Source organism: Streptomyces sp. NPDC002265, from assembly GCF_040296125.1.
GTDB lineage: Bacteria > Actinomycetota > Actinomycetes > Streptomycetales > Streptomycetaceae > Streptomyces.
Genome location: NZ_JBEOWS010000436.1, coordinates 1 through 7,091, shown reverse-complemented (window position 1 = coordinate 7,091; position 7,091 = coordinate 1). Strand labels below are relative to the sequence as shown.

Genomic DNA, 7,091 nt, shown 5'->3' with positions numbered 1-7,091 from the left:
GGCGCCCCGAAGGGCGCCCCTCAGCGGGTTTCAGGCACGGACCGGGCCGGTCCGGCCGGCCGGTCCGTCGGTCCTAGAGGAACGAGTTGATCTCGATCGTCTCGGTCCGGCCCGGGCCCACGCCGATCGCGGAGATCGGGGCGCCGGACATCTCCTCCAGCGCCTTCACGTACGCCTGGGCGTTCTTGGGCAGGTCGGAGAAGGACTTCGCCCCGGTGATGTCCTCGGACCAGCCGGGGAGCGTCTCGTAGACCGGCTTGGCGTGGTGGAAGTCGGTCTGCGAGTAGGGCAGTTCCTCGACGCGCTTGCCGTCGATCTCGTACGCGACGCAGACCGGGATCTCCTCCCAGCCGGTGAGGACGTCGAGCTTGGTGAGGAAGAAGTCGGTCAGACCGTTCACGCGGGTCGCGTAGCGGGCGATGACCGCGTCGAACCAGCCGCAGCGACGGTCACGGCCGGTGGTGACACCGCGCTCGCCGCCGATCCGGCGCAGCGCCTCGCCGTCCGCGTCGAACAGCTCGGTCGGGAACGGGCCCGCGCCGACCCGGGTCGTGTAGGCCTTGAGGATGCCGATGACCCGGCTGATCTTCGTCGGGCCCACGCCGGCGCCCGTGCAGGCGCCGCCCGCGGTCGGGTTGGACGAGGTGACGAAGGGGTAGGTGCCGTGGTCGATGTCCAGCAGCGTGCCCTGGCCACCCTCGAAGAGGACCACCTTGTCGTCCTCGAGCGCCTGGTTGAGCACGAGGACGGTGTCGGCGACGTACGGCTGGAGCTTGTCCGCGTAGCCCAGCAGCTCCTCGACCACCTGGTCGACGGCGATCGCGCGGCGGTTGTAGAGCTTGGTGAGGACCTGGTTCTTGACGTCCAGGGCCGCCTCGACCTTCTGGGTCAGGATCGACTCGTCGTACAGGTCCTGCACCCGGATGCCCACACGGTTGATCTTGTCCGCGTAGGTCGGTCCGATGCCGCGCCCGGTCGTGCCGATCTTCCGCTTCCCGAGGAAGCGTTCCGTCACCTTGTCGACGGTGACGTTGTAAGGCGTGATGATGTGAGCGTTTCCGCTGATCAGCAGCTTGGAGGTGTCGACGCCGCGCTCGTTCAGTCCGTTCAGCTCGGAGAACAGGACGGACGGGTCGACCACGACACCGTTGCCGATGACCGGGATGCACCCCGGGGACAGGATTCCGGAAGGGAGGAGGTGAAGGGCATACTTCTGGTCGCCCACGACCACCGTGTGGCCGGCGTTGTTGCCGCCCTGGTAGCGCACCACATAATCAACGGATCCGCCCAGCAGGTCCGTCGCCTTTCCCTTGCCTTCGTCACCCCACTGAGCACCGAGCAGCACAAGTGCGGGCACGCGCGTACACCCCTTCCGGGCGGGGCATGTCCAAGGTCAGGGGCGTACGCGGCACGCCTGTGTGCCTCGTACAACCGGCGACCTTCGTCGGCCGCCTGCGGCCGTCGTCGGCCGTGAACCCGTCGACCCGGATGCCCCGGATATAGACGAAGCCCCTGGCGCAATAGCGCAAGGGGCTCTTGCACAAAGATGCTACCCGAGGAAGTGAGGCAGGACCGAGGTGGCGACTTCCGACCCGTTGCTGGTGGTCATCGACCCGGTCGCCCGGCAGACGGACGGCGAGGCCGTACGGATCGCGAAAGACGTGCTCAGTGCGGGTGCGGTGGCGAAGGTCTGTCTGCCGGACGGGCCCGAGGAGTTCGCCCGCGCGCTGAGCCGTCGCGGGTCCCGTCGGCCGGTCGTCGTCGGCGACGACGGGGCCCTCGTACGGGCGGTGTCCCTTTTGCACCGGCAGCGGGAGCTGGCCGGATGCGTGCTGTCGATGGTGCCGGTGGGCAGCGCGCTCTCGGTGGCCCGTTCGCTGGGGGTGCCCACCGGGACCGTGGCGGCGGCGCGCGCGGTGCTGGACGGCGCCCCGCGCCGGCTGGACCTGCTGGTCGACGACAGCGACGGTGTGGTGCTGGGGGCGCTGCGGATCCCACCGGTCCCGGTGTTCCCGGTCCCTGAGGGGTCCTCGGCCGACCCGGCGCACCCCTGGCTGCGGACCTGCCAGTCCTTCGTACGGACCCTGGTGCCGCCCCGACCGCACCGGGCCCCGTCCGCCCTCGCCACGCCCCGTCAGGGCCCGTCCCGGCTGCGGGTGGAGGTCGACGGGGTGACCCTGGTCGACCTGGACCAGCCGGTGGAGGCGGTGTCGGTGACACCGGACGGTGCCGGAGTGGCCGCGGTGGAGGTGCGCCCGTCCTCGGTGGGCGCGGAGGCGGCGCCGCTGCTGGCCAAGGGCCGGCTGGTCACCGTGTCCGGGGCGGACTTCCGCTACCGGGCGGACGCGGACGTCGCGGGACCGGTCCGCCGGCGCACCTGGACGGTCTGGGAGGAGGGGCTGGGGCTGACGCTGCCGGTCGGGTAGGGCGGCCGTACGGCGCTGCGCCCTGCGCCTCTGCCTCCCCTGCCTCTGCGCCTCTACGCCCCTGGGGTCCCGAAGGTCTGCTCGCGGTGCACCCGCCACCGTTCCATCATGGCCGCGATCTCGCCGTCGACGAACTCGAAGAAGGCGAGGGTCTCGGCCATCCGGCGTCCGGCCGGGGTCTCCTCCCCGAGGCTGGCGACCCCCTCCCGCAACGCCCCTTCCCACCGCTTGAGGACGGTCTCGCGGTTGGTGAGCGCCTCGTACCACTGGTTGCTGTGCACCCGGTACCGCTCCCGCCGCGAGCCGGGCTCGCGCTCCCGGGACACCATGTGCTGCTGCGCCAGGTAGCGCACCGCCCCGGAGACCGCCGCGGGGCTGATCCGCAGCTGTTCCCCCAGCTCGCTGGAGGTCATCGCGCTCTCGTCGGACGACAGGAGCGCGGCGAAGACACGGGCGGACATGCGCTGCATCCCCGCCTCGACGAGTTGTGCCGCGAAGGATTCGACGAACTTCGACACGGCTTCCATGTCCCGTTGGGCCCCGGTTGGTTCCGTCATGCCCACATCCTATTCGATCATTTACACGCTTCCTTAACTTCACAAATTTCTGAAAATAGCGTACGTTCCGAAGCATGACGACGGCAAACCCCGCGATCGAGGTGTCCGGCCTCCACAAGTCGTTCGGGAAGACCCACGCCCTCGACGGACTCGACCTCCACGTCGAGACGGGCGAGGTCCACGGGTTCCTCGGGCCCAACGGATCCGGCAAGTCCACCACCATCCGCGTCCTGCTCGGCCTGCTGCGCGCCGACTCGGGCACCGCGCGGATCCTCGGCCGCGACCCCTGGGCGGACGCGGTCGAGGCACACCGCCGGATCGCGTACGTCCCCGGCGACGTGACCCTGTGGCGCAACCTCTCCGGCGGGGAGGTCATCGACCTCTACGGCAGGCTGCGCGGCGGCCTCGACCCGCGGCGCCGGACGGAACTGGTCGAGCGGTTCGAGTTCGACCCCACCAAGAAGGGGCGCACGTACTCCAAGGGCAACCGGCAGAAGGTCGCCCTGATCGCCGCCTTCGCCTCGGACGTCGACCTGCTGATCCTGGACGAGCCGACCTCGGGCCTCGACCCGCTGATGGAAGAGGTCTTCCGGCGCTGCGTGGAGGAGGAGCGCGACCGCGGGCGGACGGTCCTGCTCTCCTCGCATCTGCTCAGCGAGGTCGAGCAGCTCTGCGACCGGGTGAGCATCATCCGGGGCGGCCGCACCGTCGAGAGCGGCTCGCTCGCCGACCTGCGCCATCTGACCCGCACCAGCGTCAGCGCCGAACTCGCCGCAGAACCGGACGGTCTGGCCGGGCTGCCCGGTGTCCACGACCTCGACATCCAGGGCCGGCGCGTCCGGCTCCAGGTCGACACGGACAAACTGAACGCGGTCCTGCGGTCGTTGAGCGAGGCGGGAGTGCGCTCCCTGACCTCGACCCCGCCGACCCTGGAGGAGCTGTTCCTGCGCCACTACCAGGACGAGCCGGGCGCGCCGGGTGAGCCGGACGGTTCCGGCTCGGCGAACGAGCGCAGCGGGGCGAGCGAGCAGAGCGGGGCGGCCCGATGAGCGGGGTCACGGACACGCCCACGGCGGCACCCCGGCCCGCGGCCCGTCCGGCCCGCCCCGGCGGCCGTCGCCAACTGGCGGGCACCGCGACCCTGCTGCGCTTCGCGCTGCGCCGCGACCGGGTGCTGATCCCGGTCTGGGTGGCGGTCAACACGCTGATGGTCCTCTCCATGCCGAACACGCTCGAGAGTCTGTACGGCACCGCGGCCCAGCGCGCCGACCTCATGCACCAGATGGCCGCCAACTCCTCCCTGCGCGCCCTGGTCGGACCGGTCTTCGACGACTCCGTCGGCGCCCTGACGGCCTGGCGCGTGGGCGTCTACGCGGGCGCCCTGGCCGCCGTGACCAGCCTGCTCGTCGTCGTACGGCACACCCGGGACGAGGAGGAGAGCGGCCGTCAGGAGATGGTCGCCTCGGGCATGGTGGGCCGACGGGCCTCGCTGACGTCGGCACTGCTCGCCGCGGCGGTCGCCAACGCCGTACTCGCCCTGCTGGTCACGGCCGGGCTGGCCGGGCAGGGGGTGGCGGGGGCGCTGGCCTTCGGGGTCGGCCTGGGGGCCGTCGGGATGGTCTTCGCCACCATGGCGGCGATCGTCGCCCAGCTGACGGAGAGCGCCCGCCTGGCCCGCGGTCTGACCGCGGGCGTGCTCGGGGCCGCCTTCGTGCTGCGCGCGGCGGGCGACTCCGCGACGAACGCGGGCGACGGGGGCGGCTCGTCGGTGCTGACCTGGCTGTCCCCGCTGGGCTGGCTGGAGAACCTGCGCGCCTTCGCCGGTGAGCGGTGGTGGGTGCTGGCGCTGTTCGCGGCGGCGATCCTGCTCCAGGGCGCGGCGGCCTATCTGCTGGCCGGACGCCGGGACCTCGGCATGAGCTTCCTGCCGACCCGGCCGGGACCGGCGGCCGGGCGGCTGACCGGCGCGGGCGCGCTTGCCTGGCGGCTGCAACGCGGCAGCGTGCTCGGCTGGAGCATCGGCTTCTTCCTCGCCGGTGTCGTCTACGGCGGCCTGACGGACGGGGCGGCCGACCTGGTCGACGGGAACGAGAAGGCCCGCGAGATCTTCGAGCGGATGGGCGGCCACAACGCCCTCACCGACACCTTCCTCGCCTCGATGATCGGCATGCTCGGCCTGGTCGCGGCACTGTACGTGGTCGCCTCCGTCCTGCGGCTGCACGGCGAGGAGACCTCGGGGCGGGCGGAACCGGTGCTGGCGAACGTCGTGGGCCGGCTGCGCTGGGCCGCCGGCCATCTGTCGATCGCCTTCGGCGGATCCGTCCTGATCATGCTCCTCGCGGGCCTGGGCTTCACGCTCGGCTACGGCGCGAAGGCCGGCCCGATCCTGGGCGCCTGCCTGGTCCAGCTCCCCGCGGTATGGGTCGTCGGCGGCCTCGCGGTCCTGCTGTACGGGCTGGCACCGCGCGCGGCGGCGGCCGCCTGGGGCGTGGCCGGCGCGGTGCTGCTGATCGGCTGGGTGGGACCGGCCCTCGACGCCCCGCAATTCGTGCTGGACCTCTCGCCCTTCGGCCACCTGCCGAAGCTGCCGGGCGGGGAGATGGCCTGGGGACCGGTGCTGACCCTGACCGGCCTGGCGGCGGCCCTGGTGGCCGGCGGGCTGGCGGGACTGCGCAGGCGCGACCTGACGAGCTGACCCGGGACCCGGGACCCGGGGCTCCGGCACTTCGGCGAGCGCCCGGGCCCCGGCCCGGTCAGGTCGGGTCGGTCAGATCGTGACGTCCAGGCTGTCGAGGCCGCGGATCACGAAGTTCGGCTTCCGCTTCGGCTCCGCCGCCAGGCTCAGCGTCGGGGCCTTCTCCAGCAGGGCCGCCATGGAGGCCGCCAGCTCGATACGGGCCAGCGGGGCGCCGATGCAGTAGTGGATGCCCGCGCTGAAGGAGATGTGCGGGTTGTCCGCGCGGGTCAGGTCCAGCCGGTCCGGGTCGGCGAAGACCGCCGGGTCGTGGTTGGCGGAGCCGAACAGCATGGCGATCTCCGCACCCCGGGGGATCACCTGCCCGTCGATCTCGATCTCGTCCAGGACCCAGCGCTCGAAGAGCTGGAGCGGGGTGTCGTACCGCATCAGCTCCTCGACGGCGGACGGGATCAGGGTGTGGTCGGCCCGCAGGGCGGCGAGCGCGCCGGGGTTGCGGAACAGCGCCCACCAGCCGTTGACCGTGGCGTTCACCGTGGCCTCGTGGCCCGCGTTCAGCAGCAGGACCGCCGTCGAGATCATCTCCTGCTCGGTCAGCCGGTCGCCCTCGTCGTGCGCCGCGATCAGGCCGGAGATCAGGTCGTCGCCGGGGTCCTTGCGCCGGGCCGCGATCAGCTCCCGCAGAAAGCCGGAGAACTCGACCGACGCCCGCACCGCCTTCGCCGCCGTGTCCTGCGACGGGCTCAGCTCGTACATCCCGCAGATGTCCGCCGACCAGGGCCGCAGCTGGGCCCGGTCCGACTCGGGGATGCCCAGCATCTCCGCGATCACCGCGACCGGCAGCGGCTCGGCGACGTCCGTCAGCAGATCGCCGCCGCCCGCTGCCACCAGGGCGGACACCAGCTCGCCCGCCAGCCGTTCCACGTACGGCTTCAGCCGCTCAACCGTGCGCGGGGTGAACGCCTTCGACACCAGGCGCCGGATCCGGGTGTGGTCCGGCGGCTCCAGGTCGAGCATCCCGTGGTCGTTGAGGGTGTGGAACGGCTCGTGCTCGGGCGCCGGCGCGCTCCGGCCGAACTCCTCGTGGGTGAACCGGTGCTGGTAGGTGCGGCCCAGCCGGCGGTCGCGCAGCAGCGCCGAGACGTCCGCGTGGTGCGGGACCAGCCACTGGTCGGTGGGCTCGTAGTGGATCACACGGCCGAGGGCGCGCAGCTCGGCGTAGGCCGGGTACGGGTCGGCGACGAACGCGGCGTCCCAGGGATCGAAAGCGAGGTCGGAAGCAGCTGCCATGCACGGACGCTAGCCCCATGTCCCCCTGTCCGACCAGGGGTCCTTGCCCGGCCGCGCACGGCCGGTCGTCCTAGGCCGGGCCCCGCCCGGGGCCGCCGCGGGCCACCGGCCGCGCGCCCCCCC

General features: G+C 72.3%; 6 protein-coding genes. 3 read left to right on the top strand and 3 right to left on the bottom strand.

All coding sequences use genetic code 11. The features are described 5' to 3' along the window. Positions 1 to 73 precede the first annotated feature (73 nt). Positions 74 to 1,357 (bottom strand): adenylosuccinate synthase, encoded by a 1,284-nt coding sequence (locus ABT085_RS41700; RefSeq protein WP_351620916.1) that lies wholly within the window; start codon positions 1,355 to 1,357, stop codon positions 74 to 76. A gap of 220 nt (positions 1,358 to 1,577) precedes the next feature. On the opposite strand from ABT085_RS41700, the gene ABT085_RS41695 reads away from it, so the two are divergent. Continuing rightward, positions 1,578 to 2,426 carry a diacylglycerol kinase family protein gene (locus ABT085_RS41695; RefSeq protein ID WP_351620913.1) on the top strand — a complete coding sequence of 283 codons (849 nt, stop codon included), beginning with the start codon at positions 1,578 to 1,580 and terminating at the stop codon, positions 2,424 to 2,426. A 53-nt stretch (positions 2,427 to 2,479) separates the two neighbouring features. Here ABT085_RS41695 and ABT085_RS41690 read toward each other — a convergent pair whose 3' ends face one another. Further along, on the bottom strand, positions 2,480 to 2,983 hold the full coding sequence (locus ABT085_RS41690) for a GbsR/MarR family transcriptional regulator (RefSeq protein ID WP_351620910.1): 504 nt from the start codon (positions 2,981 to 2,983) through the stop codon (positions 2,480 to 2,482). Between the two features lie 74 nt (positions 2,984 to 3,057). Here ABT085_RS41690 and ABT085_RS41685 point away from each other — a divergent pair, with 74 nt between their 5' ends. Further along, positions 3,058 to 4,032: an ABC transporter ATP-binding protein gene (locus ABT085_RS41685; RefSeq protein WP_351620907.1), complete on the top strand. Its 975-nt coding sequence runs from the start codon at positions 3,058 to 3,060 to the stop codon at positions 4,030 to 4,032. Further along, positions 4,029 to 5,678, top strand: a complete 1,650-nt coding sequence (locus tag ABT085_RS41680) for an ABC transporter permease (RefSeq protein WP_351620904.1) — start codon at positions 4,029 to 4,031, stop codon at positions 5,676 to 5,678. Before ABT085_RS41685 ends, ABT085_RS41680 begins: the two co-directional genes overlap by 4 nt. 72 nt (positions 5,679 to 5,750) lie before the next feature. On the opposite strand, the gene ABT085_RS41675 is transcribed toward ABT085_RS41680, so the two are convergent. Next, positions 5,751 to 6,968 (bottom strand): cytochrome P450, encoded by a 1,218-nt coding sequence (locus ABT085_RS41675; RefSeq protein WP_351620901.1) that lies wholly within the window; start codon positions 6,966 to 6,968, stop codon positions 5,751 to 5,753. Positions 6,969 to 7,091 lie beyond the last annotated feature (123 nt).

Coding starts and splice junctions, on each gene's coding strand:
- ABT085_RS41690 (WP_351620910.1), bottom strand. CDS start 2,983: ATGACGGAACCAACCGGGGCCCAACGGGACATGGAAGCCGTGTCGAAG.
- ABT085_RS41680 (WP_351620904.1), top strand. CDS start 4,029: ATGAGCGGGGTCACGGACACGCCCACGGCGGCACCCCGGCCCGCGGCC.
- ABT085_RS41675 (WP_351620901.1), bottom strand. CDS start 6,968: ATGGCAGCTGCTTCCGACCTCGCTTTCGATCCCTGGGACGCCGCGTTC.
- ABT085_RS41685 (WP_351620907.1), top strand. CDS start 3,058: ATGACGACGGCAAACCCCGCGATCGAGGTGTCCGGCCTCCACAAGTCG.